The following is a 25841-nucleotide window of genomic DNA, read 5'->3' as shown; positions in this document are numbered from 1 at the left end:
GGTGGTGCCGGCGAGCCGGGGCAGCAAGAAGAAGATCGCGAAGGTCACCGCGCTGATGACCAGCAACAGCGCGATCGCGCCCACGAGCCGGCGAACGATAAATGCGATCACGGTCAGCGGCGGTGGGGGGGCCCCCCGGGGGGCGGGGGGGCGCCCCCCCCCGGCCATGACCGTTTCTTGGGGATTTGTTTATCGCGGTGCGCGCGGGTACGAGATCGGCCTGTCCCTCAAAAGGCAGAAACGCGATAACCGATAACACCGATAACAAGGAGTGGGATGACATGAGCGGGCCGATCGCCCAGCAGACATCCGGCACCACCGCCTACCAGTCCGGCGGCCCCAGCGGCGGCGGCAACCGCGGCGGGGGACTCGCCGACGTCGTCGACCTGATCCTGGAGAAGGGACTGGTCATCGACCTGTACGCGCGGGTCGCGCTGGTCGGCATCGAGATCCTCACCGTGGACGTGCGGATCGTGGTCGCCTCCGTCGACACCTACCTGCGCTTCGCCGAGGCGTGCAACCGCCTCGACCTGTCCAACACCGGCACCGCCAAGGGCCTGCCGGAGATGGTCGGCGGCATCACCGAGTCCGGCGCCAACAAGAAGACCAAGGGCGCCCTGTCGGGCGCGCAGGAGAAGTTCAAGGAGACCTTCGGCTCCGGCGACGACGAGAAGGAAGAGAAGGACAAGCAGCCCTCGCGGCGCCGCTCCGCCCGCAAGGAGGACGACGAATGACCACCCCCCAGACCCCCGAAGGCGCCGCGCAGGACACCCGCGGAGCGGGGGGCGCCGCGACCGCCGCGCAGTACGTCTACGGCGTCACCCGCGCCGGCGCGCAGCTGCCCGCCGGGCTCACCGGCCTGGACGACCGCCCCGTCACCCTGGTCGCCCACGAACGCTGCGCCGCCGTCACCAGCGACCTGCCCGCCGACCGCCCCCTGGGCGCCCGCGCCGACCTGCTGGCCCACCAGAAGGTCCTGGAGGCGCTGCTGGAGACCGGCACCGTCATCCTGCCGTTCCGGTTCGGTGCCGCGCTCGCCGCGCCCGAGGCCGTGGAGAAGGAACTGCTGGCCGCCAACGCCGACCGCCTCACCCAGGTCCTGGACGGCCTGGACGGCCGCGTCGAGCTGCGCGTCAAGGGCACCTACGTCCAGGACGCCGTGCTGCGCGAGGTCGTGTCCGACGACCCCGAGATCGCCGAGCTCAACCAGCGGCTGCGCGAGGTCCCCGAGGACGCCGCCGACGCCGCCTACTACGAGCGCGTCCGCCTCGGCGAGATGATCGCCCAGTCGCTGGAACGGCGCCGCGAGCACGACGGGCAGGCCCTCCTGGAGGCCCTGGCACCGGCCGCCGAGGCCCTGGTCCGCAAGCCGCCCGCCCGCGAGGAGGACGTCGTGGACGCGGCGTTCCTGGTCGAGAACGACCGCCGCAGCGACTTCGAGCGCGCCGTCCAGGAACTCGCCGACACCCACGCCGACCGCATCACCGTCCGCCTCATCGGGCCGCTGCCGCCCTACGACTTCGTCCCGGAGGCCTGAGGTGGGCCTGTTCACCGGACTGGTGACCCTGCCGCTGGCGCCGGTGCGCGGCGTGGTGTGGCTCGCCGAGGTGCTGCAGGAACAGGCCGAGGCGCGGCTGTACGACCCGGGGCGCATCGCCGCCGAGATGCAGGACATCGCCGACGCGGTCGCCTCCGGGGAGATGAGCGAGGAGGAGGCCGCCGAACGCGAGGAGGAACTCGTCGAGCGCCTCACCGCCCACCGCCGCCAGGCCGGGGGAGGAGGCTGAGGACCCATGCTGTCGGCAGCCGAGGCCGCCAAGCGCGCCGTCCACCACGTCACCGAGATGACCGGCCGCACCGCCGAGAGCGTCGTCGGCGTCCACCGCACCGACGGCGGTGACGGGGAGGGCGGAGACGGATGGTGCGTGACCGTCGAGGTCGTCGAGACCCACCGCATTCCCGACTCCGCCGACATCCTCGCCGTGTACGAGGCCGAGGTCGACGGCGACGGCGAGCTGATGTCCTACCGCCGCGTCCGCCGCTACCCGCGCGGCCGCACGGGAAAGGACTGAGAGCGGCGTGAGCGAGACCTCCCGGACGGGGGACGGGAGCCCGGCCCGCGCGGCGGCGGGCGGGCCTCCCGCCGCCGCCCCGGCCGGCCCGCCGGAGCCCGCACCCGGCAAGGGCATCGTCATCGCCGGCGACATCAGGATCAGCCCGCTGGACATCGAACTGCTGGCCATCAGGCTGCGGCTGCTGTCGTCCCCGGGCGGCCGCCCCGGGAAGCTGAACGGCTGGTGGGAGCACGACCCGGCACTGTCCTCGCGGGCCCGCCAGAGCGAGGCCGTCTCGGCGTCCCCGTTCCCCGAGCAGGCGCTCCTGGAAGAGAACCGGCGACTACGCGACCGCGTCAACGCCCTCGGAAACCGGCACTGACGGCGACAACGGGGGCGGCGGCCGCGCCGCCCTTCGGCTCTGAAGACCGACCCCGCGCCCCAAGAGAGCGGGCGCGGGGTCTGGGCCGAACGGGCCGAAGGGCGCTACTTGGCGGGCGGGGTCGAGCGTGAGGTCTGCTGGATCGCCTCGGCGAGCTCCGCCTTGGTCATCCGCGACCGGCCCGGGATGTCCAGCTCCTGCGCCTTCCGGTACAGCTCCTGACGGCTCATCGACGCCTCCGTCACCGCACCGGTCTCGCCGGCCTTCTCCGCCTTCTCCGCCTTCTCCGCCTTCTTTGCCGCCTCGCGGCTTGCGGGCTCGGCGGGCGCGTCGGGCGCGGCCGGGTCGGGCACGGCCGCGGGCTTCGCGTTCTCCGCAACGGCCTCTTCTCGCGCGGTGCCGCTTTCCGGTACGGCCCCGTTCGCCGCGGCTCCGCCCGGTTGCGGGAGATCACGGGCCGGGCTGTCGGCCGCGGGCACGTCGGCGGGCACGTCGGCGGGCACGTCGGCGGGCACGTCGGCGGGCACGTCACGCGTGCCGTTCACGGAGTCCTTCTTCATGCCGCGCAGCGCGCTGCGGTCGCGTACCAGCGTGAACGCCACCTGGAACGCGCGGGGGCGGGACCCGTGCCGGCGGGCCGCCACGCCCGCCGCCCGCGTCCACGCGTCACGCGCGGCACGGCCCGGCCGTGCCAGCGCCGACGGCACCTTGCGCAGAGCCGCCATCGATACTCGCCCCTTTCCTGGGGGTTAGGGAATCTTGCTGCCGCCTTTACCCCGCGTGCCGCTTCCCATGCGCGCCGCGCCGATCACGCCCGGTCCGGCGTCGCGGGCCCGCCGCGGGAGCATTTCGCGGCGGGGGCGACTCTAGCCGACGCGGGGCGCTCCGGCTCGTTCTTGGTCATTCTGGTCCGCGTGGGGCGGCTCAGGCGGCCAGGAGTTCGGCGTCCCACAGGTCCCGGTACGGCCCGGGCCGGGCCAGCAGCTCGGCGTGGGTACCGCGCTGGGCCAGGCGGCCGCGGTCCAGCACCACCACCTCGTCGGCGGCGTCCAGGGCCGCGAGCCGGTGGGTGACCAGCAGCAGCGTCCCGCCGCCCGGCGCCGTCAGCAGCTCCCGGGTGAGGTCGTCGGCGGTACGGGTGTCCAGGGCCTCGGCGGGCTCGTCCAGCACCAGCACCGGCGGGTCGGCCAGCAGCGCCCGCGCCAGCAGCAGGCGTTGCCGCTGCCCGCCCGACAGGCCGTGGCCGCCCGCGCCGACCGGCGTGTCCCAGCCCTGCGGCAGCCCGGCGACGACCTCCAGCAGGCGGGCGCGGCGCGCGGCGGCCTCCAGCTGCGCGTCGGTGGCGCCGGGGCGGGCCAGGAGCAGGTTCGCGCGGACCGTGCCGGCGAACACGTGCGCGTCCTGCGCCAGCCCGCGCACCGCGGCCCGCACGGCGTCGGGGTCGCACGCCCGCGTGTCGTGCCCGCCCAGCAGCACCGTCCCGGACGCGGGCTCGGCCTCGCCGCACGCCGCGGCCAGCACCGTGCTCTTGCCCGCGCCGCTGGCGCCGACGATCGCCACCCGGCGGCCGCGTTCCACCAGCAGATCCAGGCCGTCCAGCGCGCGCACCTCGCCGCCGCCGGGAGCGGGGTAGGCGACGGTGACGCCCAGCAGCTGCACCGCCAGCGGGCCCGCCGGCAGCCGTGCCGGGACGCGCGGGCGGCGCGGCCCGGGGGAGTCCAGCACCGCCGTGACGCGCCGCGCCGCCGGAAGCGCCTCGCGGAGACGCTGCGCCGCGGCCACCAGCGGCAGCGCCGCCTCCACCGTCACCAGCGCGGTCAGCGCGGCCACCGCGACCGCGACACCGCCCGCGCCCGCTGCGATCGCCGTCCACGCCACCGCGGCCGCCGCCGCACCCTGCACCGCGTACCCGGCGCCCGCCGACAGCGCGGTGACGCGCGCCGCGGCCCGCTCGGCCCGCGCCAGCAGCCGCGACCGCTCCCGCGCGGCCCCGGCGAACCGGCCGGCCGCGCCGAACACCGCCAGGTCGTCCGCGCCCTCCAGCACGTCCAGCGCCGCCACCGCCAGGTCCCGCCTGCGTTCGGCGGCACGCGCCGCGGCCCGGCCGCCCGCCACCGCAGCGGCCGGCGCGAGCACCAGGACCACCACCGCGAGCGCGGCCGCCAGCACCGGCGCCGCGGCCGGGACAGCGGCCGCGCACACCGCCAGCCCCGCCGCGCCGCACACCGCGGCCGCCACCGCCGGCAGCAGGCACCGCAGCAGCAGGTCCTGGACGGCGTCGACGTCGGCGACCAGCCGCGTCAGCGCGTCCCCGTCCCGCAGCGCCCCCGGCCCCGCCGCCGTCGCGCGCCTGGAGGCAGGCGTACGGGCCAGCGCGTCGAACACCCGGCCGCGCAGCTCCGCCAGCGCCCGCAGTGCCACATCGTGCCCGGCCAGCCGCTCCACATAGCGCAGCCCGCCCTTGCCGACCGCGCACGCCCGCACCGCCACGATCGCCAGCCCCAGCGCCGCCACCGGCGGCTGCTGCGCCGCCCGCGCGATCAGCCACGCCGCCGCCGCGATCAGCCCCAGCCCGCACAGCTCCGCCGCGACCCCCGCCAGGCCCGCCGCCGCCAGCCGCACCCAGTACGGGCGCACCGCGCCCCACATGCCGCCCAGCCCGCGCACGCCACTCAGAGCGCCCGACCCGTCCGGGGTGACCGGAGTGTCCGGGCCCTCCGGTGCGCCCGGACCGTGCTCCGCCTGTGTCGCGCGCGTCGTCTGCGTCTTTTGCGTCGTCTGCACGGCCTGCTCGTCTCGTGTCCCGTTCACGCCGCCGTCCCCGTTGGTGTTTCCGGTGTTCCCGGTCCTGTTGCGGCCGGTCTCCGCGGCCCGGCGGCCTCACAGGAGTGCGCGGGCGGCATGTCCGGCCCCGGCGTGTACGGGGTGTGCGGGGTCGTGTCCGCTCGTGCCGCAGCCCTGGGGGTGTCGGCGGTGACGCGGCCGTCCTCCAGGTGCACCACCCGGTCGGCGAGGCGCAGCAGCGCCGGGCGGTGCGCCACCACCAGCGCCGTCCGGCCCTCCAGCAGCCGCGCCGCCGCCTCCACCAGCAGCCGCTCGCTGCGCAGGTCCAGCCGCGCGGTCGGCTCGTCCAGCAGCATCACCGGCGCCCCCGTCAGGTACGCGCGGGCGATCGCCAGGCGCTGCCGCTGCCCCGCCGACAGGCCCGCGCCGCGCTCGCCCAGCACCGTGCCGTACCCGCCGGGCAGCGCGGTCACGAACTCCTCGGCCTGCGCCGCCCGCGCCGCCTCCCGCACCCGTTCCATACCGGCCCCGGGGTCGCCCAGGCGGATGTTGCCGGCGACGGACGCCGCGAACAGGTGCGGCCGCTGCGGCACCCAGCCCAGCCTCGCCCGCCACGCCGCCGGGTCCAGCCCGGCCAGGTCCACGCCGTCCACCAGCACGCGTCCCGACTCCACCGGGCACAAACCCGCCAGCACCAGCAGCAGCGTCGACTTGCCCGCCCCCGACCGTCCCGTCACCGCCACCCGCTCACCGGGCGCCACCCGCAGCGACACCCCCTCCAGCGCGGGCCGCCGCGCGCCCGGGTACCGCACGGTGACGTCCTCCAGCACGATCTCCGGCGGCCCGCCGCCCGCCGCTGCCCCGGCCGCGGCACCGGCCGGGGAGGGCGAGGGGGAGGGGGCGGCGTCGATCACCGCGAACGCCCGCTCCGCCGCCGCCACCCCCTCGGCGCTTGCATGGAACCGCGACCCCAGCGCCCGCAGCGGCAGGTACACCTCCGGTGTCAGCACCAGCACCAGCAGCCCGGTCGCCAGGGCCAGCTCCCCGCCCAGCAGCCGCAACCCCACCGGCACCGCCACCAGCGCCACCGACAGCGCGCACACCAGCTCCAGCACCAGCGCCGACAGGAACGCCACCCGCAGCGCCGCCACCGTCGCGCGCCGGTGCCCGCCCGCCAGCTCCCGCACCACCCGCGACTGGTGCCCGGTACGGCCGAACGCCCGCAGCGTCCCCAGCCCCGCCAGCACGTCCCCGAAATGCCCGCCGAGCCGGTGCAGCAGCCCCCACTGCCGGCCCGTCAGCTCCGCCGTCCGCAACCCCACCAGGGCCCCGAACACCGGCACCAGCGGAACGGTCACCGCCACCACCAGCGCCGACGCCCAGTCCGCGGCCGCCAGCCGCGCCAGCACCAGCACCGGTACCACGCACGCCGCCAGCAGCTGCGGCACGTACCCGGTGTAGAACGGGCCGATCGCCTCCAGGCCCCGCGTCAGCAGCGTCACCCGCCCCGCCGCCGCGTCCTCCCCGCCATCACCTGAGCCTGCGCCTGCGCCGGCGGGGGCGGTCAGGAGCCGGGTGCGGAGCTCGTGCGCGGCGCGCGCGGCGGTACGGCCCGCGGTACGCTCCACCAGCCACGCCAGCACCGCGCGGGCCGCGACCACGCCCGCCAGGTACGGCAGCGGCCCCGCGTCCAGCCCCGCGACCGACCGGGCCAGCAGCTCGGCGGCCGCCACCAGCAGCACGCCCTGCGCCACCGCCGCCGCGGCCAGCGCGGCCAGCGTACGGCGCGGCACCAGCGCCAGAAGGCGCCGCTCGACGGCCTTCACACCCGCCCCTCCATCCTCACAGGCCCCACAGGTCCCTTAGGCCCGGCCGGCGCGAGCGCGCGGGCTCGCGGGCTCACAGGTACGAGGGCGAGTCCACGCGCCCCCGGAACGTCCACCACACCAGCGCCTGCGCCGCCAGCAGCAGCGGCAGCAGCACCGCCGTCATCACCGCCGTCACCGCCAGGCCCGTCCCCGGCGCCGCCGCCCCCTCCAGCGGCAGCCGCGCCCCGGCCGCCGCGACCACGCCCGCCAGCACCACCGCCGTCACCCCGTACCGTGCGGGAAACCGCCGCGCCCGCTCCAGAACCGCGCCGGTGCACCGCATCCGCGCGAACCCCGCGCCGTGCAGCGCGAACACGCCCGCCAGCGGCAGCCCCAGCACGCTGCCGGCGTTCAGGCCGCCCGCCGGGTCACCGGCCAGGACGGTGCCCAGCAGCGACGCCAGCACCAGCGCCAGCCCCCAGCTGCCCGCCACGATCGCCGCGTCGCAGCCGCCCCGCCACGCCGCCGCGTCCACGCGGCCCCGCAGCCACAGGCCCATGTCCCGCACCACCCACGCCACCAGCAGCACCGCGAACAGCGGGAACAGGCCCGCCAGCAGATCGTGCTCCAGCCCCGGGAACGCGCCCGCCATCACCCCGGCGACCGCCACCAGCCACACCTCGTTGCCCAGGAAGAACGGCGCGAACGAGGCGATCACCACCCGCCGCTCGGCCGGCCCGCGCCCCAGCACCGGCAGCAGCATCCCCACCCCGAGGTCGGCGCCGGCCAGCACCACGTACCCGGCGGTGAACACCGCCAGCACCACCACCGCGAGCATCTCCATCACAGGGCTCCCGTCACCACATCACCGATTGCAGAAGGACTCACTCAGGACCCACCAAGGACCCACCGGCCATCACCGCCCCGCGCGCGGGGCGGGGGCGCGGCGCGGGCGTCAGTACGTGGGCACCGGCGCGGGCGCGGCCGCGTCCCGCTCCGCCGGCGGCGCGCCCAGCGCCGCCGCGTCCGGGCCGCGGCGCGCGAACCGCGCCAGCAGCCACGCGTTCACCGCGATCAGCACCGCGAACAGGACGGTGAACGCCGCGAACGACGCCGTCATCAGGCCCGGGGCCACGTCCGACACCGCGTCCTCGGTCTTCAGCACCCCGTACACCACCCACGGCTGCCGGCCGATCTCCCGGAAGATCCACCCCGACAGCATCGCCACGTAGGGCAGGGGCAGCGCCACGATCAGCACCACGTGGAAGATCCGGCCGCGTGCCAGCCACCGCCCGAACGGCAGCTTCACCAGCGCGAACGCCGCCAGCAGGAACATCAGCGCCCACGCCGCCGTCATCACCGCCTCGCCTGCCGACGCCAGCCCCGGCGGGGTGTAGTCGCCCGGCCCGAACCGCGCGGTGAACTCGGCCACCGCCGCCTTGCCCTCATCGGAGGCGGGGTGCTTGGTCGGCTGCAGGTAGGCGAACTGCATGCCGCCGAACACCACCACCGGGAACACCGACACCACCAGCGCGACCAGCCCGGTGCGGATCGACCGGCGGAAGAACTCCACCTCGGCGGTACGGCGCAGCAGGTGGTACGCGCTGACCGCCGCCATGAACAGCCCCGCCGTCAGCAGCCCCCCGAACAGCACGTGGAAGAACGCCAGCACCGCCGCCGGATTGGTCAGCAGCGCCCCCAGGTCGGTCAGGTGCGCGGTGCCGCCGCGCATCTCGTACCCGACGGGCCGCTGCATCCAGCCGTTGGCGACCAGGATGAAGTACGCCGACAGGTAGGCGGTAAACGCCACCACCCAGATCAGCGCCAGGTGCAGCCACCGGTTCAGCCGGTCCCACCCGAAGATCCACAGGCCGAGGAACGTGGACTCCACGAAGAACGCCGCGACCGTCTCCATCGCCAGCGGCGCCCCGAACACCCCGCCCGTCATCTCCGACATGCCCGACCAGTTCATGCCGAGCTGGAACTCCATCACCAGCCCGGTCACGATCCCCACCGCATAATTGATCACATACAGCTGGCCCCAGAACCGCGTCATCCGCGCGTGCACCGCGCTCCGCGACAGCGTCGCGCGCGTCTGCGTCAACGCCACCAGCGTCGCCAGCCCCAGCGTCAACGCCACGAACAGGAAGTGCGAGCCCGCCGTCAACGCGAACTGCACCCTCGCCAGCATCAGCGGGTCGTCCATCACTCACCCTCAGCCCTCGACCGTGAACCCCTCCGATCGTGGGCCCGCCGCCCCCGCCCGCGGATCGGGCGCGAGCATGCACCCGCCCTGCGCCTTTCGCGCAGCCCGCACCCCGCCCCTACATCCCGGGATGTAGCCGCCCGCCCCGCACCCGCCCCCGGCAGGCCCGCCACCCCCGTCCGGGCCCCGCGCCGCACGCGGAACGCCGCGCGGCCCCGCGCAACCGCATGCGACCCCGGATGTAGGCCGGTGCGTCCCCGCGCGAAGCCCCGTACCGGCGACGGAACCTCCCCGCCGTTCCCGCCGCGCAGGCCGACGCCGGACCGGCGCAGGGCCGCCGCCACCAGCGCCGACGCTCCGTCCGCGGCCGCCGACCGCACCAGCACCGGCACCGCGCACGCCGCCGGCGGCTGCGGTCAGGCGACCTCGCCGCGGCCACGATCACGACCGCGGCCGCGGCGGCGGCGGCGGGCCGAGCAGTACAGGACCGCCGTCATCACCACGTACGGGACGCCCGCCACCGCGAACAGCGCTCCGTGCCCCGCCCACAGCGACCCCGCCCCGTACCCCGCGAAGATCGCCACGGACAGGACCTCCGACCCCCACCCGGCCAGCGACGTCACCGTCGCGCGGGAACGGTCGCTGATCCGCTCCTGCAGGCGCGCGTCGGCCGCCGCCATCGCCCACTGCAGCACCCCGAACGCCGCCCCCACCAGCAGCAGCCCCTCCGCGCGCCCGGCCGCCGCTGCCAGCGCCCCCGCCACCATGCAGATCCCCGCCACCGCAGGCGCCGGCATCAGCCACCGCAGGCCGCGCCCGGCCATCCACCCGCCGGCGGCGTCGCCCGCGCTCACCATCAGCACCAGCAGCGGAACGGCAGCCGCCGCCACGCCCGTGGAGGCCGCCAGGTACGGCACGTACTCGTCCAGGGCAGTCACACCCATCAGCACCACCGACAGCGCCAGCGCGCCCCGCACGCCCGGAGCCCGGCGCACCTGCTCCCAGCCCTCGGAGACCACCCGCCGCAGCGACGGCTCCTCCTCTTCCTCCTCGACCTCAGTCTCGGGTTCGGGTTCGGGCTGGGCCTCGGTCCGCGCATCGCCGCCGGGGCCGTCGGCCACGGGGGAGGGGGAAGGCGAGGGAGCGGAGGAAGTCCGGGGCCGGGTGCCGCGGGACTCCGGCAGCGTCCACGACACCGCCGAGCACAGCAGGCACGCCGCCACACTCGCCGCACCCAGCGCCGCGTACCCGCCCGCCCCCATCACCGGCGCGGCCACCGCGGTCGCCACCAGCACCGCCGTGGTCCCCATCGCCTCCGCACGACCCACCAGCCGCGCGTACGACGCCTTCGCGCCCAGCCGCCGCAGCTCCTCGTACACCAGCGCCTCCCACGTTCCCGAACGCAGGGAGGACCCCAGGCCCCACAACACGAAACCCGCGGCGAACACCGGATAGGACGGGAACAGCGTCCACAGCGCGAAACCGGCCGCCGTCAGCAGCGGACCCAGCGTGAGCAGCCACCGCCGCGAGAACACGTCCGCCCACACGCCCGACGGCACCTCGAACACCACGGCCGTGACCGACCAGATCACGAACAGGGAGGAGACCTGCGCAGGCGACAGCCCCGAGTCGGCGAACAGCAGCGCGTACACCGGGTACAGCGGCACGAGGTCTTCGAGGAACGCCGAGGCGTACAGCCTGCGCGCGAGCCCCGACTCGGAAACGGAAGGAGCGGACGAGAATCAATGTCGCCAGGTCATGCTCCGGAAGCTACCACAGCACACCGCCGCGACCTGACACCATTTCCCCCGGGAGCCGGGCAGAACACCGCGAAAGGGGGCCGGGGATGGGCGTCGACTGGGTCCGGATGCGGCCACGCCCCGGCACCGACCCCGCGGAACTGGCGCGCGCCGTACGGGCCGAGGCCGCCGAGTTCGCCGCGTCCGGGCACTGGTTCGCCGAGGAGTTCGACCACCTGCCCGCCGCCCGGCACCCCGCGAGCCTCCGGGCCACCTGGGGAACGGGGGAGGGGGAGGTGCCGCCCCGGGTCTCCGCGCTGGTCGAGGCCGACGCCCGCCCCGGCGCCACCCACCGCCTGATCTCCCTGGCCCTCACCCCGCTCCTGCCCGCCGAATGGCGCTTCGCCGCCCACCGCACCCACCTGCCCGACGATCTGCCCGCCCTGGCGGCCGCCTGGCGCACCCACATCGACCAGGTCCGCGCCGGCGCCCACCGCACCCACCTGCGCGCCTGGCACGCCTACAGCACCGCCCGCCGCCTGGCCGCCGAATGGGACGCCCTGCGCGCGCTGGCGCTGGCCGCCCGCGAACGCGGCAACGCCTGGGCCCGCCGCCCCGAACTCATCGACATCCGCGAACGCATCCTCGCCCACCCCGTCCCGCCGGTCCCGCCCGCGCCCACCTGGAACGCCCCACCCGGCTCACCCGCACCCGGCCCAAGCGGCGCGATACCGCCGGGCACGGACGACCCGCCCATCGGGACCACCGAGGCCGCCGAGGCGGCCGGGCTCGCCCGCGAATGGAACCGCCGCGTGCCGGCCGCCCAGAAGGTGCACGTGCCCGCGCCGCGCCCGTTCGGCGCCCACCTCGCCGCCGCGCTCCAGGACCCCGGCCTCGCCGACACCCTCGACTGGGTGACCCGCTCCGCCGACGAGGGCTTCGGACTCCTGCTCGACTGGTAGGGAAACGGCAGGGAACGCGAGCGGCGGGGGAGAGGGGCGTCTGCTCACCGGGAGCGATCCCGCCCCGCCACAAAACGATCATTGCCGGTGTCCTGGACCAGGGCTACTGGCCCGACGGCCCCTACACCACCCGCTCCGACGAAGCCATGATCCACGCCATCGTCACGATGAAAACGAAGGATGGGGCCAGTTCGACGCCGCCGACATCACCGCCGCCGACATCACCGCCCTCGACCCCACCCGCACCGTCGGCCACGCCAGCGGTCGGCACGACCAGCGCGCCGGCACCTGCGTAGCCTCCACGTCTATTTCCGCCGCTTCCGCGTCCCGCGCCGCCCGACCCACGTGTCCTGGTCCTGTCGGAGTACGGCGGTTACAACACCGCGTCAACGGCCGCACCTTCAACGACAAGGACGTCGGCTGCCAGCGCCTCGCCACCCCCTGCGCCTGGGGCCGCCGCCTGCACGCCCAGCAGATCATCTCCGCCGTGCCGGGCGGCCTCAGCGCCACCGTCTACACCCAGCCGTCCGACGTCGAGGACGAACGCAACGGCCTGCTCACCTGCGACCGCGAGATCCTGAAACTGCCCGCCGGACTCGTCCGCGCCTCAACGACCCGCCTCCGCCGCCTGGACGCCCCGCCCGCCGGCCCTTACCAGCGCTGACGTGCCTCCTCCGCCCACCCCACCAAGCCGTCCACCGGGACCCACATCCCGTCATCGGCCCGCACCCGCCCCCCGAAATACCCGAAACACTGGTGCGTCTCCGACCCCACCACCAGCAACTCCGTCCGCGACACCTTCTCGTGGAACGGCCGGAACTCCACCTCCACCCGCGGCCCCCGCATCCGCCACGGCCGCATCCAGTCCGACCGGTCGTAGGACCACTCCACCTCATCACCGATCTTGTGCAGCCGACCGTCCACGAACAGCCCGTTCTCCGTCATCCCCGTACCATCGGTCCACTTGCCGCCCAGCTGCAGCGCCACCCCGCCGCCACTGCCGGCCGCCCAGTTCCACCTCATCCGGTACGGCCACTTCCCGCGCCCGTGATCCAGCACAGCGAACGCCTCCGGCCCGCCCTCGCCGCCGGACCCGCGCTCGCGCCCGCCGACCTCGTACACCCCCGACGGCAGCCGCAACCGGCCCCGCACCGGCCGCCCCACGTCCTTCACCGTGTACTGGAACCGCCGCGGCCCCCACGGCACCACAACCCCCAGCGACTCCCGCCCCGCCGGCGCCGCCACCACCAGATCCACATCGATCCCCGGCGCAACCGCGCGCAGCCGCGTCCCCTCCGGACCCTCCCGCGTCCCGACCGCCACACCGCCGCCCCGCGCCTCGGCCGTCCCCACCCCGCTGCGATCGGGCATCACCGCACCCCGCCCAAGCGGCACCACAGCGTCCCGGCCCCATTCCTCACCCGACTCGCGATCCAGCACGTACACACCGTGCACGCCCGCGTAGTCCAGCGACGAGGCCACCAGCCCCACCACATGACGCGGCGTCACCACACCCCAGTACTCCCACCGCTTCGCCCGCCCCCACCCGCGCAGGTTCGCCCGGTGCAGCGGCCGCCGCGTCCACCCCACCGCCGCCGGATTCAACCGCCCGTCCGGCAGGCACAGCTCCACGGGCTCGGTGATCTCACGCTCATGCGTCAACATCCCCCGAGCCTAATGATCACCGGGGGGAGCGGCCCCAGGACGAACCCGTCCCGCGGCCCCTGAACGCTGGGGGCGGCACGCGGGGGAGCGCACCACCCTCACCAGGTACGACCTCGCCACCCGCCCGCGCGAGCCGCCGTCCTCCCCGCGAGTCCCACCACACCACGGCGAACCTGACCCAAGCTCCAGAGTGATTACCGAGAGTGATGACAGGTGACCGTCATGTGACCCGGGGGAGATGTGGTCAACCCGCTCAGGCGCGAAGCCTCCAGCCGTCCGGGGGGGGCGAGGTGACCGGCGGATCAGAACGCCAGCTTGAAACCTTCGACGATGGAGGGCAGATCGGCGTCCACCCGGTGATCGCGGCCGGCTTGCCGCACAGCTCCAGCGTGACTTAGGTGCGCCGTCTGACGCTCACGCGCCAGCGGCCGTGACCATCTGGCGCGCTAGGAGCGGGCGGCGCCGGATCTCGCGGGTGCCGGCGTTCTGCCGCCAGGCCCGGGTGATGGACGCTGCGCGTCGACGCCGAGACGGAGTCGGCGGATCCCGCGAGGGCGGGGAGGGTGAGAATCCGGTCTACTTAACATAATGTACATTATCGACCATCTGCGGGAGATGCCAGAAGAGGGGCTCCGGGAGCCATATTCGCCCGTTCGGCGTCCGCCGTCGCGTGCCGTTCCGCTTGCCGCGGCGGAGCCGTTCCGGACGGGACGCGACGGCGCGTCCGGCGGGGTTCCGATCCCGGCGCGGCGAATTAGAACCTGTTATTGCCAAACGGGTGCGGTGCGCAGCAGGCTGGGCGCATGGACCTGATCGCGCTGGAAGAGATCCGCCGGCTCAAGGCCCGCTACCTGCGGTGCGTGGACCTCAAGCTCTGGGACGAGTTCGCCGACGTCTTCACCGAGGACGCCGTCGCCGAGTACGACACCCCCGTGCTCGGCAAGACGCTGCGCCTGGAAGGGCGCCAGGCCGTCGTCGACTACATGCGCGGCAACCTCGGCGCCGGGACGATCACCGCGCACCTCGTCGGCAGCTCCGAGATCGACGTCGACGGCGACACCGCCACCGGCACCTGGGCGCTGGAGGACACCGTCATCGTCGCCCAGTACCGCCTGCTCATCCGCGGCGCCGCCTACTACCGCGACGAGTACCGCCGCTGCGACGACGGGAAATGGCGCGTCTCGCGCACCGGGCACGAGCGCACCTACGAGTACACCGTGTCGCTGGACGACGTCCCCAGCCTCAAGTTCACCGCCGGCGTCCCGGCGCCCATTGACGCTACCTAGAACACGTTCTAACCTCCGAGTCCAGCACAGCGGCCCGACAGGAAACCAGGGAGCCCGGTGGCCACCGAAACCCACCCCGGCACGACCACCACCCGGTCGTTCGCCGACGCGATCGGCGAAGCCGAACACCTCATCCGCACCGCACCCCACCTCAAGACCGACCAGGACCTCGCCGAGGGCCTCGACTACCTCGCCGGCAGCATCAAGGCATCACTCCACATGGTCGGCGCCTACCAGCACGACCACCCCTTCTTCGCCTCCTCCACCGGCCCCTACACCAAACTCGGCCTCGACAACCCCGACACCCTCTACTTCCACGCCTACATCCGCGACGACGCCGAATACGTCGTCACCGGACGCCGCGGCACCACCGCCGACCTCAGCTTCCAGGTCATGAACGGCGACTACTCGCCCACCCAGTCACCCGACAGCCTCACCGCCTTCGACGACCGCGAACTCGACATCGCCCCCGACGGCACCTTCCGCCTCCGCTTCGGACCACCCCGCGACGACCCCGGCCCCGGCTACATCACCCTCCCCACCGGCGCCGCCATGCTCATCGTCCGCGAGGTCTACAGCGACTGGAGCAACCAGCGGCGCGGCGAGATCCGCATCCACCGCGCCGACACCCTCGGCACCTCACCGCCCCCCGTACCCGCCGACCGCATGGCCCGCCGCTACGACATCGCCGGCAAGATGCTCGTCTCCCGCATCCGCACCTTCCTCGCCTTCCCCGAATGGCACTACCTCCACCTGCCCGTCAACACCCTCACCGAGCCCCGCCCCACCCCCGGCGGCCTGGCCACCCAGTACTCCTCCGTCGGCCACTACGACCTCGACGACGACCAGGTCATGATCATCACCTGCCCCGCCGCCGCCCCCGCCGACGCCCCCTACCAGGGCTTCCAGCTCGGCAGCATGTGGTACATCTCCCTCGACTACATCAACCACCAGACCAGCCTCACCGCCGACCAGGCCCGCATCGACCCCGACGGCAACATCCGCTACATCGTCAGCGAACGCGACCCCGGCCTCGCCAACTGGATCGAACGCACCGGCCACCGCCGCGGCTACCTCCAGTTCCGCTGGCAGCGCCTGACCCGCGACCTCACCCCCGCCGACGGCCCCACCGCCGAGATCGTCCCCTTCGACGACCTCCCCAGCCGCCTCCCCTTCCACGACACCCAGCGCGTCACCCCCGAACAATGGAGCGAACGCATCGCCGCCCGCCAGACCGCCGTCGCCCGCCGGATGCTCGGATGACCCCCACCGGACCCGCACTCCTCACCGGCCGCGTCATCATCGTCTCCGGCGTCGGACCCGGCCTCGGCCGCTCCCTCGCCCTGCGCTGCGCCGCCGCCGGCGCCGACCTCGTCCTGGCCGCCCGCACCCAGACCCGCCTCGACGACGTCGCCAAGGAAGTCGAAGAACTCGGCCGCCGCGCCCTCACCGTCCCCACCGACATCACCGACGACACCGCCTGCGCCCGCCTGGCCGACACCGCCCTGGACACCTACGGACGCGTCGACGGCCTGGTCAACAACGCCTTCGCCATCCCCCCGCTCACCGACCTCACCAAGGTCGACCTGGACGCCGTACGCGCCGGATTCGAGACCAGCTCGCTGGCCGCCCTGCGCCTCACCCGCCTCTTGGTCCCCGCCCTCGCCGAACACCGCGGCTCCGTCGTCATGGTCAACTCCGCCGTACTGCGCCACTCCCGCCGCACCTACGGCGCCTACAAGATGGCCAAGGCCAGCCTCCTCGCCCTCGCCCAGAGCCTGGCCACCGAACTCGGCCCCCGCGGCGTCCGCGTCAACACCATCGCCCCCGGCTACATCTGGGCCGACAACCTCAAGTGGTACTTCGACCACCTCGCCAAGAAACGCGGCGTCACCGCCCAGCAGATCTACGACGAGACCGCCGAGACCACCGACCTGCGCAAACTCCCCGACCCCGACGAGATCGCCGACACCGTGGTCTTCATGCTCTCCCCGCTCGCCCGCGCCGTCACCGGCCAGTGCCTGGACGTCAACGCCGGCGAATGGCACCACTGACCCACCCCGCCGGCCACTCCACCGGCCGGCCCGCCGCGCACCGCCGCGGCCCGCGCGACCACCAGGAAGGACCCCACCGATGAACCCAGGCCGCGACAGCGTCGGGACCGTCCAGGACCTGCACGCCTCCGCCAGCAGGATCACCGGCCTGGACGACTTCGGCGCCGGCGCCGACCCCTACCTCGACGGCCTGGAGATCCTCCTGGACTCCTACGCCCGCGACGCCGGCCTGACCCCCCAGGGCAACAAGGCCCAGCGCTCGTTCCTGCGCGGCGCCCTGGCCGCCCGGCTCATGTCGCAGGCCGCCTGGGAGCGCCACCCCGAGCACGCCGCCGTGCCCGTCGAACGGCCCATCTTCGTCACCGGGCTGCCCCGCACCGGCACCACCGCGCTGCACCGGCTCCTGACCGCCGACCCCGCCCACCAGGGCCTGGAGGTGTGGCTGGCCGAGGTGCCGCAGCCGCGGCCGCCCCGCGAGACCTGGGACGCCGACCCCGTCTACCAGGCGATCGAGGCCGGCTACAAGCGCCACCACATCGACAACCCAGAGTTCATGGGCGTCCACTACATCTCGGCCGACATGGTCGAGGAGTGCTGGCAGCTGCTGCGCCAGTCGATGCGGTCGATCTCCTTCGAGTGCCTGGCGCACCTGCCGACGTACTCGGCGTGGCTGGCCGGGCAGGACTGGACGCCCGCGTACCGGCGGCACCGCCGCAACCTGCAGCTGATCGGCCTGAACGACCCCGGCAAGCGGTGGGTGCTGAAGAACCCCAGCCACCTGTTCGCGCTGGACGCGCTGCTGGAGGTGTACCCGGACGCGCTGATCGTCCAGACGCACCGGGCGCCGCGCACGGCGATGGCGTCGATGTGCAGCCTGGCCGCGCACGCCACGGCGGGCTGGTCGGAGGTGTTCACCGGCGAGACGATCGGCCGCGACCAGCTGGAGCTGTGGAGCGGCGGGCTCGAGCGGTTCCGTGCCGAGCGGGCGCGGCACGATCCGGCGCGGTTCTTCGACGTGGCCTACGACGATTTCGTGCGGGATCCGATCGCGACGGTGGCGGCGGTGTACGAGCATTTCGGGATCGCGTTCGGTGCCGAGGCGGAGTCGGCGATGCGGCGGCTGCGCGACGAGAGCGTGTCGGGTGCGGCGCGGCCGGCGCACCGGTACGCGCTGGAGGACTTCGGGTTGACGGCGGAGCAGGTGGACGAGCGGTTCGCCGGCTACGTCGAGAGTCTTTCCTGAGTGGGGTCCCCCGGGCTCGGGCGGTGGTGGTGGGTGCGCGCCGCTCGAGCCGTACCGGACAAAGTTCGCAAAAGATGCTAAACCCGACAGAAGCGGGATTCTGTCGGGTTTAGCGCGGGCGGGGGAGTCAGCGGTCGGCGGGGCTCTCCTGGATCACCCACTGGTTGCCGTCGGGGTCGCTGAAGTGCACGAAGCTGTTCCAGCGTCCCCCGGGACCGTCGGCCACCGCCCCGCTCTCGTCGTAGTGGTGGACCTTGCTCGCGTCCACACCGCCCTTCAGCAGCCGCTCCCGCGCCGCCTCGATGTCGGGCACCACCAGCTGCACTCCCCTCAGCGACCCCGGCTCCATCGTCACCACCGTCCCGATCACGATCGAGCAGCCCGACCCCGGCGGCGTCAGCTGCAGGATCCGCGCCTCCCCCCGCCGGGTGTCGTGGTCGACGGTGAAACCGACCTGCTCGGCGTAGAAATGCTTGGCCCTGTCGATGTCGGTGACCGGTACGGGCACCACTTCCAGCGTCCACTCCATGACGGCCGTCCTCTCTGTGAGCGCGCTCCCCCGTTTCGACCGTACGGCGGGCCGGAACTCATCGCCGCGCGGGCCCCGTTCTCCCCTCGGGTGCCGCGCCCGTGCCCGGGAGGCGTTCTGTCGGTGGCGCACGGTAACGTTCCGGCCCGTGCGTCCCACCGATGTCCAGCGCCTGACCGTCCAGGAGACCGCCGACCGCTACACCGAGATGGTGCGCGCGAAGTCGGCCACGGGCGCGCTGGCGCCCGGAACGGCCGAGGTGTACGCGCGGGACGTGCTGACGTTCGCGGAGCTGGCCGGGCCGGAGCTGGTGCTGGACGACCTGAGCGGCGCGGACGTCGACGAGGTGCTGCTGAGGTTCGCGCGCAAGCCCGACGGGCGCCGCCGGGCCCCCTCCCCCACGGGCGGTGGTGCGGCGGCGCGGCAGAGCGCGGCGTCGCAGGCGCGGTTCCGGCGGTCGCTGTCGGCGTTCTTCCGATACGCGGTGATCGCGGGCTGGGTGCAGCTGAACCCGATGGAGGCGGTGACGCTGCGGGCCAAGGAGCGGGGCGGGCTGGGGGCGCGGCGGCGGGCGCTGACGACCGAGCAGGCGGGCGGGCTGCTGGGGGCGGCGCGGTCGATGGCGGCGGCGCCGGCGGATGCGGGGCGGCGGTCGGATCAGCGTACGGAGTTGCGGGACGCGCTGGTGGTGCTGATGCTGGCGGCGGTGGGGCCGCGGGTGTCGGAGCTGACGCGGGCGGACGTGGAGCATTTCTATGTCAATGACGGCGTCCGGTACTGGCGGATCTTCGGTAAGGGGGGCCGGACGCGGGACGTTCCTCTCCCCCGGGCGGTGACGCGGGTGCTGGAGGTGTATCTGGCCGAGGGGCGGCCGTTGCTGGACCGGGGGCGCGAGCCGCAGGCGCTGCTGCTGTCGTGGCGGGGCCGGCGGCTGGCGCGGGGTGATGTGCAGGCGGTGATCGACCGGGTGCTGGCGCGGGTGGATCCGGATCATCGGCGTGGTGTGACGCCGCATGGGCTGCGGCACACGACGGCGACGCATCTGCTGGCGGCGGCGACGGACATGGACGCGGTGCGGCGGGTGCTGGGGCATTCGGATCTGTCGACGCTGGGGCGTTACCGCGATGAGCTGCCGGGTGAGCTGGAGGCGGCGATGCGGGTGCATCCGCTGCTGGGCGGGGACGGCGACTGAGGCGTGCGGGGCGGGTCCGGGTTCGGCCGCGTTCCGGGTTCCGGTGCGGGCGCGGCGGTGCCGGTGGATCCTGGCGCTATGGCGGCGGCCGCGGTGGCGAGGGGTGACTCGTGAGCGTGACCTATACCTTCGATGTCTATTCGAGTCTGGACGGTTACGGCTCTTATGGCGATGGTGGCGACTGGGGCGGTTACTGGGGCAAGCAGGGGCCCGAGTTCCTCGGCCGCCGCCTGGAGTTGTACGGCGAGGAGCAGCGGCTGGTGCTGGGGGCGGTCACGTTCCGGCGGTTCGTGGAGGCGCTGGGGCCGAGCGCCGAGGAGTCCCGGGTCGACGATCCGGTGAACGGCCGGCTGAGGGGCCTTCCGGCGACGGTGGTGTCGTCCACGCTGGAGGCGCCCCTCCCCTGGCCGGACGCGACCCTCGCCAAGGGTGACGCCGTGGACGTCGTCGCGCGGCTCAAGGAGGAGTCCGAGGTGCCGTTGCGCTCGCACGGCAGCCTGTCGATGAACCGGGCGCTGATGGCCGCGGGCCTGGTCGGCCGCGTCCAGGTGACGATCTTCCCGGTGATCACGGGGCGGACCGGGACGGAGCCGATCTTCCGGGGCGCGGCCGATTTCGACCTGGAGCTGCTCGAGCGGCGCACGCTCGACGGCCACACCCAGGAACTCATCTACCGTCCCACCCTGCACGGCTGAACCCGCCCGCGCCGCGATCGCCGGGGCGCCGTTCGCACCTGCTGCTCCGATGGCCCCTGCCGCCCGCCGCTCCCCCACCTCCGGGCTCCGCGCGGCGGCTGGCCGAGGCCGGTCGTCTGATGCGTGTGGACGGTGGCGCATTGGTGGGGCCGTCCGGCTCTGTTAGAGGCGCGGGAGGGTGAACGGGCGGGTGGGGATCGCGTCGAGGGCGGCGCGGGTCTGTTCGTCGAGGGTGATCGATCCCGCGGCGAGGTTCTCTTCCAGGTGGCGGGTGTCGGCGGTGCCCGCGATGAGCAGCGTCTGGGGTGAGTGGTGCAGCAGCCAGGCCAGGCCGATCTGCGCCGGGGTGCGTCCGAGGCGTTCGGCGGCGGTGAGTACGGCCGGCTCGTCGGTCACCTTGGCCGTTCCGGGTATCGCGCCGCCGAGCGGGAAGTAGGGCACCCAGGGGATCTGCTCGGTCTCGCACAGCCTGAGGACGTCCTCGTCGTCGCGGGCCACCAGGCTGTAGGCGTTCTGTACGCACACGATGCCCGCGGGCAGGGCGCGGCGCAGCACTGGCGCGGTGACGCTGCTCAGCCCGATCGCGCCGATCTTGCCCTCGGTGCGCAGGGTGATCAGTTCCGCGAGCTGGTCGTCGAGGTCGACCGCCTGCTCGACCTCCTCACCGACGCCCTGCGCCCCCGGCCGGACACGCGCACCGACGCGTGAGCCTCGCCGCCTGGATCGAGCCGGAGTGGTCTATTCGGTGATCCCGGCGTAGGCGATGACCTTCGTGGAGCGGAGCCGGACGGTGACCTCGCACTCCTGTGTCGACATGGTGGGGATGGCCGGCTCACCCGGTGCCGAACCGCGCCGGGTCGACCGGCCGGCGTGCCTTGGGGAGATTGGCGACCACCAGCCGGTAGGACTCGGTGACCAGCTCCCGCACCAGCTTCTTGTCGAGCGAATCCCCCGGAGCGAGCGTGATCCAATGCCGCTTGTTCATGTGGTAACCCGGGGTGATGTCCGTGTACGCCTCGCACAGGGCCTGGGCGTCGCCCGGACGCGACTTCACGATCACCACGGGCCGGCCGGGGACCTCGGTCAGCAGCATGAACCATTTGCCCGCGACGCGGGCCGCCTCCCAGCCGGGCTCGAAGGAGTAGAGCGTGGTCGCCGGCAACTCCTCAGCCCGCTGCAGCGCCGTGTCCTGCAGAGCCTTCCCGTCCATCGCGGCAACCTCCTCGGCGGTCGTCAGGCCGGGCGCGCGACGCGGCACGCGCCCACCGGTCCCGGCTCCGTCACCGAACGCTCAACGGCCATCTCCTGCCCTTCAGCGCCATACCCACCTGATGACGCATCCGCATGGGAAGCGGTCCCGCCTGCGCAGCCGGTGGATCCTGCGCCCAGAGCCGCCCCGCCGAAGCGGCCGGCCGGTGAGGCGGACGGGTGTCAGATCCAGCCGAGTTCGGTGGGTTCGGGGAAGCCCTGGTGCCAGATGCCGTAGGCGATGAGCATGAGCAGGGCGGGGGCGAAGGCGATGGCCAGGAGGCGGCCGAGGTGGCGGCGGGTGGTCCAGCCCCAGGCGGTGAACGCCGCCGACAGCAGGAGGGCGGGGACGGCGAACTGGCCTTCCAGGGCGTTGGTGGTGAAGGTGAGGCCGGTGAGCAGGGCGAGGACGGCCGGCCAGGGGCCGGTGGGCGCCGGGCGGGTGGCCAGGGCCGCGGCCAGGGCGACGAAGACCAGGGTGAGGCCGCCGTACCAGAGATAGTGGCCGGCGTACTCGTCCCACAGGTGCGCGATGTCGCTGGGGGCGACGTTGCCGACGGAGTTGGCGGCCAGGTGGATGCCGTGGCCTTCGACGTAGGTGATGGCGCCCGCGAGGTAGAGGGTCCAGGTGCGCGGGCCGGCCCGTCCGGCGCGCAGGGCCGCGGCGGCGGGCAGCAGGACGGCGTAGGAGGTGATCAGGTCGATCCAGTCGGCCCAGCGGGTCTCGCCGATGGAGCCGAGCCAGGCCAGGCCGACGCCGACGTGGTGGGTGAGGGCGTAGGCGATGGCGAGGGCGGCGAGCCAGGGCAGGTGGCGCGTGCCAGGGGCCGCTCCGGTGACACCGGCGGCGGTGGTGTCCGGGGCGGCGGGCCGGGGGGCCGCCGCCCCGGCCTGGTCGGGGCCGGTGGGGTCCTGGTCGGTACGGGCCATGTGGTCTCCTGTCGCGCCGGGCGGGAGTCCATCATGGCGGGCCGGAGGGTCAGCCGGGTAGCAGGGAGCGGCCCAGGTGGTAGGCCCGGGTGAGGTCGCGGCCGCGGTAGTCGACGGCGGCGATCCCGGCCAGGTGGTGGTCGGCGTTGACGGCGACGGTGTGGGTGAGGTGGCGGAACAGGGGGGCGTCGGACATCGAGTCGCCGTAGGCGACGCAGCGGGCGCGGGGCAGGCCGTGGCGGGCGCGGAGTTCCTCGGCGACGCGGACCTTGTCGTCGGGGGTGAGGATCCCGGCGGGGTCCAGGGGCGCGGTGAACGGCAGGGGCGGGAAGCGGGAGGCGATGACGTCGTCGAAGCCGAGGTCGAGGAGGTGCCGGGCGAAGAAGTCGGGTGACATGGTGATGACGGCGGAGTGCTCGCCGCGCGAGCGGATGTCGGCGCAGACGTCGGCGATGCCGTCCAGCCAGGGGCCGGCGGTGTAGGCGGCGGTGACGTCGGCGGTGGTGAGGTGGCCCCAGAGGTCGCGCAGGATGGCCGAGAAGCCGCGGGTGTCGAGTTCTCCCGCGGCGAAGCGGGCTTCGAGGGCCTGGAGTTCGGGGAGGGTGCCCAGCCGACGGGCGACCTCGAGGTTGGCGGTGCTGCCGGTGAGGAGGGTGCCGTCCATGTCGAAGATGTGCAGAGTTCCCACGGCCGGACAGTGTGGCGGACGGTACGGGCGGAACGCCACCGGTTTTCGCTGGTTACGGCGGCTTTCGGCGGTGTCGTGGTGCGGTGTCAGTCGTCGTCGGGCCACAGGGCGTAGGAGACGAGGATGACGGCCCAGATGGCCAGGGGCGCCAGCGGCCAGTAGAAGTCCCATTCGTTGTCGCGCAGGCAGTTGACGGCCCAGATGGTGGTCATGATGGCGGCGCCGCCGCTCCAGTAGCCCCATTCGTTGCGCCAGGTGCGGCGGTCGTGTTCCTTGCGGGCGGCGGCGGCCGCGGCGGCCTGCTTGGCCAGGGCGGCGCGGGAGACGGGCAGGTCGGCGGTGAGCTCGTGGAGGTCGGCGAGGGTGGTGGCGCCGACGGCCAGGGCGAGGCGGCGCTGGTGCTCGCGGGTGTCCAGGGCGCCTTCGGCCAGGGCGTCGCCGAGGCGCTCGATGGTGCTGTCGCGGTCGGCGTCGGCGGCGCGCAGGGACGCCTGGGCGGGGGCCGGCGGCGGAGCGGCGGGCCGGCCTGCGGCGGGCCGGGTGGTGGTGTGGTGGTGGCCGTGCGGGCCGGTGCCGGGATGCGGTCGCATGGTGTCTCCCCGTGGGTACGGTGCGCGGTCTCCAGCATGGGGCGCCGGGGGTGGCGGGATCGTCCTCCCGGATGACGAACCGGCCGTACATCGTTCGCAGGAGCGACCCGCGGCGGGTCTCCCCCTGACTGAAGTAGGGGGTGGTGGCAGACCTTCGCGCGATGTGCGGGGCGGCGGTCGTTTTCTAACGTCGTGGCATGGACGGAGTGCTGGATCTTGTGCACACGGCGGTGACGTCGCCGTGGTTCTACGTGGCGTTGTTCGCGGTGGCGGTGATCGACGGGTTCTTCCCGGTGGTGCCCAGCGAGAGCATGGTGATCACCGGCGGCGTGTACGCGGCGACGGGTGAGCCTGATCTGGCGCTGGTGGTGGTGCTGGCCGCGCTGGGGGCGTTCCTGGGCGATCACGTGTCGTACCTGCTGGGGCGGGGCTCGGGCGGGCGGTTGCTGGCGCGGGTGGCGCCGGGGACGCGGCGGCACGCGGCGCTGGAGTGGGCGCGCCGCACGATGGACGAGCGGGGCGGGCTGATCCTGGTGGTCGCGCGGTACGTGCCGGGCGGCCGGACGGCGGTGACGCTGACGATGGGCGCGGTCGGGTACCGGCTGCGGTCGTTCACGGGGTTCGCGGCGCTGGCGGCGGTGAGCTGGGCGGTGTACGGGGCGACGCTGGGGTTCGTGGGCGGCAAGGCGTTCGAGCACGACCCGATCAAGGGCGTGGCGCTGGGCATCGGGCTGGCGCTGGCGGTGACGGCCGTGGTGGAGGTGGTGCGTTACCTGCGCAAGCGTTCGGGCCGTGCCGCCGGAGCGCCTGATGCGGGCGGCGCGGACGGTGCTGACGGGGCGGCCGCGCGGGACGGGGAGCGCGGCGGCGAGGGGGCGGAAAAGGAGGGTGCGTCTGTGCCGATGTCCCGGCGCTGAGTGACGCCGGCGTGACATTCTCTACGCATTCGTGAACGTACAGTGAACAATGGCGGCCCGGCGTGGGATCTCATCCCATGTACGGGCCGCCGAGACCGTGAGGGAGAGCATGCAACCGCCAGGCTTCAGCGCCGACTGGTACCGCGCCGTGACCGAGTTCGCCCATTCGACGCCCTCATGGGTGCATCCGGTGGCCGAGATCGGGACCGACGCGGGGCTCCTGCTGTTCGCCGCGCTGTTCGTGGCGGGCTGGTGGCGGGCGCGTTCGGGGCAGGTGCGGGCGATGGGGCTGGCGCTGGCCGCGCCGGTGGCGGTGGTGGCCGCGTACCTGGTCAGCGAGGTGTCCAAGACCTTTATCGAGGAGGAGCGGCCGTGCCGGGCGGTGGCGGGGGCGATGAACATCGCCGAGTGCCCGGCGCCGGGTGACTGGTCGTTCCCCAGCAACCACGCCACGATCGCGGCGGCGTCGGCGGCGGCGATCGTGGTGGCGTGGCGGGCGATGGCGCCGCTGGTGCTGCCGCTGGCGGTCCTGATGGCGTTCTCGCGCGTGTTCGTCGGGGTGCACTACCCGCACGACGTCGCGGCCGGGTTCCTGGTGGGCGTGGTGGTCGCGCCGCTGGTGGCGCTGCTGGCGGCGCGGCTGAGCGCGCCGCTGGTGAGCGGGCTGCGGGAGGTGCCGTTCGGGGCGCTGCTGCTGGGCTCGCCCGCCGCCGTGCCCGGGCCGCGGCACCGGCCCGTCCACCTGCCGCCGGCCCCGGGCCCCGGGCATGCGCCCGCGGACGTGACGATGCCGGACGTGATGGGGGGCGTGCACTCCGCTCCCCCGCGCCGCTGAGGCCCGCCGGCGCCCGTTCCCGGCACGCGGCCCC

General features: G+C 74.2%; 28 protein-coding genes and 2 pseudogenes. 15 read left to right on the top strand and 15 right to left on the bottom strand.

The features are described 5' to 3' along the window. Positions 1 to 168 (bottom strand): annotated as a pseudogene (locus ACA361_RS41385) (ABC transporter permease); the annotation flags it as partial. 125 nt (positions 169 to 293) lie between these two features. On the opposite strand from ACA361_RS41385, the gene gvpJ reads away from it, so the two are divergent. From gvpJ to ACA361_RS41360, 5 genes are read left to right on the top strand one after another with little or no spacing between them, the layout of a single operon-like run. Then, on the top strand, positions 294 to 734 hold the full coding sequence (gene gvpJ, locus ACA361_RS41380) for a gas vesicle protein GvpJ (RefSeq protein WP_375020631.1): 441 nt from the start codon (positions 294 to 296) through the stop codon (positions 732 to 734). Then, positions 731 to 1537, top strand: coding sequence for a GvpL/GvpF family gas vesicle protein (locus ACA361_RS41375; RefSeq protein WP_375020630.1), 807 nt, complete (start codon positions 731 to 733; stop codon positions 1535 to 1537). Before gvpJ ends, ACA361_RS41375 begins: the two co-directional genes overlap by 4 nt. Position 1538: 1 nt before the next feature. Then, positions 1539 to 1787 (top strand): gas vesicle protein GvpG, encoded by a 249-nt coding sequence (locus tag ACA361_RS41370; RefSeq protein ID WP_375020629.1) that lies wholly within the window; start codon positions 1539 to 1541, stop codon positions 1785 to 1787. Positions 1788 to 1793: 6 nt separating this feature from the next. After that, the gene (gene gvpO / locus ACA361_RS41365; protein WP_375020628.1) at positions 1794 to 2072 is read left to right on the top strand and encodes a gas vesicle protein GvpO; all 279 of its coding nucleotides are present in this window, start codon (positions 1794 to 1796) and stop codon (positions 2070 to 2072) included. 7 nt (positions 2073 to 2079) lie between these two features. Continuing rightward, positions 2080 to 2436 (top strand): gas vesicle protein, encoded by a 357-nt coding sequence (locus tag ACA361_RS41360; protein ID WP_375020627.1) that lies wholly within the window; start codon positions 2080 to 2082, stop codon positions 2434 to 2436. Between the two features lie 104 nt (positions 2437 to 2540). On the opposite strand, the gene ACA361_RS41355 is transcribed toward ACA361_RS41360, so the two are convergent. From ACA361_RS41355 to ACA361_RS41330, 6 genes are all read right to left on the bottom strand, one after another. Continuing rightward, positions 2541 to 3161, bottom strand: a complete 621-nt coding sequence (locus tag ACA361_RS41355; RefSeq protein WP_375020626.1) for a Rho termination factor N-terminal domain-containing protein — start codon at positions 3159 to 3161, stop codon at positions 2541 to 2543. A gap of 199 nt (positions 3162 to 3360) precedes the next feature. Further along, a complete protein-coding gene (cydC, locus tag ACA361_RS41350) occupies positions 3361 to 5247 on the bottom strand; it encodes a thiol reductant ABC exporter subunit CydC (RefSeq protein ID WP_375020625.1) in 1887 nt (628 codons plus the stop codon). Then, positions 5244 to 7046 carry a thiol reductant ABC exporter subunit CydD gene (gene cydD / locus ACA361_RS41345; RefSeq protein WP_375020624.1) on the bottom strand — a complete coding sequence of 601 codons (1803 nt, stop codon included), beginning with the start codon at positions 7044 to 7046 and terminating at the stop codon, positions 5244 to 5246. Before cydD ends, cydC begins: the two co-directional genes overlap by 4 nt. Positions 7047 to 7119: 73 nt before the next feature. Then, positions 7120 to 7872 (bottom strand): cytochrome d ubiquinol oxidase subunit II, encoded by a 753-nt coding sequence (locus ACA361_RS41340; RefSeq protein WP_375020623.1) that lies wholly within the window; start codon positions 7870 to 7872, stop codon positions 7120 to 7122. A gap of 111 nt (positions 7873 to 7983) precedes the next feature. Continuing rightward, on the bottom strand, positions 7984 to 9234 hold the full coding sequence (locus ACA361_RS41335) for a cytochrome ubiquinol oxidase subunit I (RefSeq protein WP_375020622.1): 1251 nt from the start codon (positions 9232 to 9234) through the stop codon (positions 7984 to 7986). Positions 9235 to 9650: 416 nt separating this feature from the next. Next, on the bottom strand, positions 9651 to 10901 hold the full coding sequence (locus tag ACA361_RS41330; protein WP_375020621.1) for an MFS transporter: 1251 nt from the start codon (positions 10899 to 10901) through the stop codon (positions 9651 to 9653). 179 nt (positions 10902 to 11080) lie between these two features. Here ACA361_RS41330 and ACA361_RS41325 point away from each other — a divergent pair, with 179 nt between their 5' ends. Next, entirely contained in the window at positions 11081 to 11935 is an 855-nt protein-coding gene (locus tag ACA361_RS41325) for a hypothetical protein (RefSeq protein ID WP_375020620.1), read from the top strand. Between the two features lie 121 nt (positions 11936 to 12056). Here ACA361_RS41325 and ACA361_RS41320 read toward each other — a convergent pair whose 3' ends face one another. Further along, positions 12057 to 12191, bottom strand: a complete 135-nt coding sequence (locus ACA361_RS41320) for a hypothetical protein (protein WP_375020619.1) — start codon at positions 12189 to 12191, stop codon at positions 12057 to 12059. A gap of 231 nt (positions 12192 to 12422) precedes the next feature. Between ACA361_RS41320 and ACA361_RS41315 the strand changes: the two genes are divergently transcribed. Next, positions 12423 to 12599, top strand: coding sequence for a hypothetical protein (locus ACA361_RS41315; protein WP_375020618.1), 177 nt, complete (start codon positions 12423 to 12425; stop codon positions 12597 to 12599). On the opposite strand, the gene ACA361_RS41310 is transcribed toward ACA361_RS41315, so the two are convergent. Next, a complete protein-coding gene (locus ACA361_RS41310) occupies positions 12587 to 13600 on the bottom strand; it encodes a DUF2804 domain-containing protein (RefSeq protein WP_375020617.1) in 1014 nt (337 codons plus the stop codon). The two genes, ACA361_RS41315 and ACA361_RS41310, sit on opposite strands and share 13 nt — an antisense overlap. An 803-nt stretch (positions 13601 to 14403) precedes the next feature. On the opposite strand from ACA361_RS41310, the gene ACA361_RS41305 reads away from it, so the two are divergent. The 4 genes from ACA361_RS41305 (at position 14404) to ACA361_RS41290 (ending at position 18183) form a co-directional block, all read left to right on the top strand. Further along, on the top strand, positions 14404 to 14886 hold the full coding sequence (locus ACA361_RS41305) for a nuclear transport factor 2 family protein (protein ID WP_375020616.1): 483 nt from the start codon (positions 14404 to 14406) through the stop codon (positions 14884 to 14886). Between the two features lie 57 nt (positions 14887 to 14943). Continuing rightward, on the top strand, positions 14944 to 16149 hold the full coding sequence (locus ACA361_RS41300) for a hypothetical protein (RefSeq protein ID WP_375020615.1): 1206 nt from the start codon (positions 14944 to 14946) through the stop codon (positions 16147 to 16149). Further along, complete coding sequence (locus ACA361_RS41295) at positions 16146 to 16940, top strand: SDR family oxidoreductase (protein ID WP_375020614.1); 795 nt, start codon at positions 16146 to 16148, stop codon at positions 16938 to 16940. The genes ACA361_RS41300 and ACA361_RS41295 overlap by 4 nt, the downstream gene beginning before the upstream one ends. Before the next feature lie 79 nt (positions 16941 to 17019). After that, on the top strand, positions 17020 to 18183 hold the full coding sequence (locus tag ACA361_RS41290; RefSeq protein WP_375020613.1) for a sulfotransferase: 1164 nt from the start codon (positions 17020 to 17022) through the stop codon (positions 18181 to 18183). A gap of 127 nt (positions 18184 to 18310) precedes the next feature. Here ACA361_RS41290 and ACA361_RS41285 read toward each other — a convergent pair whose 3' ends face one another. Continuing rightward, positions 18311 to 18712, bottom strand: a complete 402-nt coding sequence (locus ACA361_RS41285) for a VOC family protein (protein WP_375020612.1) — start codon at positions 18710 to 18712, stop codon at positions 18311 to 18313. 148 nt (positions 18713 to 18860) lie between these two features. Between ACA361_RS41285 and ACA361_RS41280 the strand changes: the two genes are divergently transcribed. Beyond that, positions 18861 to 19904, top strand: coding sequence for a tyrosine-type recombinase/integrase (locus ACA361_RS41280; protein WP_375020611.1), 1044 nt, complete (start codon positions 18861 to 18863; stop codon positions 19902 to 19904). A 110-nt stretch (positions 19905 to 20014) separates the two neighbouring features. After that, entirely contained in the window at positions 20015 to 20599 is a 585-nt protein-coding gene (locus ACA361_RS41275; protein ID WP_375020610.1) for a dihydrofolate reductase family protein, read from the top strand. Positions 20600 to 20761: 162 nt separating this feature from the next. On the opposite strand, the pseudogene ACA361_RS41270 reads toward ACA361_RS41275, so the two are convergent. The 5 genes and pseudogenes from ACA361_RS41270 to ACA361_RS41250 all read right to left on the bottom strand — a co-directional run. Then, positions 20762 to 21241, bottom strand: a pseudogene (locus ACA361_RS41270) (aldo/keto reductase); the annotation flags it as partial. 190 nt (positions 21242 to 21431) lie between these two features. Beyond that, positions 21432 to 21809, bottom strand: coding sequence for an MmcQ/YjbR family DNA-binding protein (locus ACA361_RS41265; protein ID WP_375020609.1), 378 nt, complete (start codon positions 21807 to 21809; stop codon positions 21432 to 21434). A gap of 221 nt (positions 21810 to 22030) precedes the next feature. Then, positions 22031 to 22777: a hypothetical protein gene (locus ACA361_RS41260; RefSeq protein WP_375020608.1), complete on the bottom strand. Its 747-nt coding sequence runs from the start codon at positions 22775 to 22777 to the stop codon at positions 22031 to 22033. Positions 22778 to 22826: 49 nt separating this feature from the next. Next, positions 22827 to 23465 carry an HAD family hydrolase gene (locus ACA361_RS41255; protein ID WP_375020607.1) on the bottom strand — a complete coding sequence of 213 codons (639 nt, stop codon included), beginning with the start codon at positions 23463 to 23465 and terminating at the stop codon, positions 22827 to 22829. An 86-nt stretch (positions 23466 to 23551) separates the two neighbouring features. Beyond that, positions 23552 to 24055: a DUF1707 domain-containing protein gene (locus tag ACA361_RS41250; protein WP_375020606.1), complete on the bottom strand. Its 504-nt coding sequence runs from the start codon at positions 24053 to 24055 to the stop codon at positions 23552 to 23554. Between the two features lie 197 nt (positions 24056 to 24252). Here ACA361_RS41250 and ACA361_RS41245 point away from each other — a divergent pair, with 197 nt between their 5' ends. Continuing rightward, positions 24253 to 24972 carry a DedA family protein gene (locus ACA361_RS41245; RefSeq protein ID WP_375020605.1) on the top strand — a complete coding sequence of 240 codons (720 nt, stop codon included), beginning with the start codon at positions 24253 to 24255 and terminating at the stop codon, positions 24970 to 24972. Positions 24973 to 25081: 109 nt separating this feature from the next. After that, entirely contained in the window at positions 25082 to 25807 is a 726-nt protein-coding gene (locus ACA361_RS41240; RefSeq protein WP_375020604.1) for a phosphatase PAP2 family protein, read from the top strand. The last annotated feature ends 34 nt before the right edge of the window (positions 25808 to 25841 follow it).

The sequence above is a fragment of the Actinomadura sp. 21ATH genome, assembly GCF_041951345.1.
Classification (GTDB): domain Bacteria; phylum Actinomycetota; class Actinomycetes; order Streptosporangiales; family Streptosporangiaceae; genus Spirillospora.
This window is presented reverse-complemented; position numbering and strand designations above follow the sequence as displayed.